The following is a 968-nucleotide window of genomic DNA, read 5'->3' as shown; positions in this document are numbered from 1 at the left end:
GGTAATCTGACCATTAAGATTGAGAACAATACGCAGTCAGGTCAAGGTATCTACAACGAGTCGGTGAGCGATAGCACTCAATCGCTGACCGATGCGCAGATTCATTATGCCAAAGTTGGCAGTTTAATACTTCTCAAAATTCTACCTTATCGCGAAGATAATTACCGCTACTTTGTCTATAACACCCTGACCGAAGCGGTGCTACGCTTGGACGCTATCGGACAGTCTTGTGTGCAATTGCCTGAGGATCACGGCATTATCTTCCCAGGGGGCTATTACCTGCAAACGGGCGAGTATAAGCTGTTTGAGAGCAATAACGGCGATGGCAATACCAGCAGCGGTAATAACAAAAACCTAAAGTTTAAGCGCCGCATTGTCTCCCCAAACGGTGAGGATGTGCTGTTTTTGTTTTATGACAGAGACTTGGGCGTCACTGGGCTATTTGCCTACAACCTTATCAAAAAGCAGTTGGCCAATCCCATTTATTGTAACGGCATGGCACTGGCAGAGAATGGCCGTTTGGTGCTGTTCACGGCTCAAAGTGAGCCGTCACGTATTCACCCCATGCAGATATGGCATACGCCCTATGCGTCAGCCGAGTACATCAGTGAGCTGCCTGAGAGCACCAGCTTCTATGGCAAAATCGGCAATAAAGAACTGGTGCGCGGCATCTCTGATCTGTACAGCATTACCCGCTTGATCGATAATCAAAGCGTCTCACAAAAGCTCTATGAGGAATTAGCGGATAATACCAGCCGCCTATTTGACAACTATTACTGGTTATCTGAGCCTGATCTGACCGAGATTGCAGGTAGCATCCGCGAGGTCACCGAGACCGCTGAGCTAGTCATTGATGAGTTCGCCAAAGTCCAAAGTATCCAAAAGCAAACCCAAAAGGCATTAGCGGACGCCCAAGCCAAGCAAGATGAAATCCTGCGCCAGATAAAGATCACTACCTTTGAGTCTGC

1 protein-coding gene is annotated in these 968 nt (G+C 47.9%); it reads left to right on the top strand.

The window, feature by feature from the left end:
- The coding region (locus ACTXGO_RS14695; protein ID WP_443575044.1) for a DNA repair ATPase at positions 1-968 on the top strand (968 nt) is incomplete at both ends.

It is taken from the genome of Psychrobacter sp. T6-1 (assembly GCF_052258445.1).
Note: the sequence above shows the minus strand (reverse complement) of the source record. Positions and strands in the feature narration are given on the sequence as shown.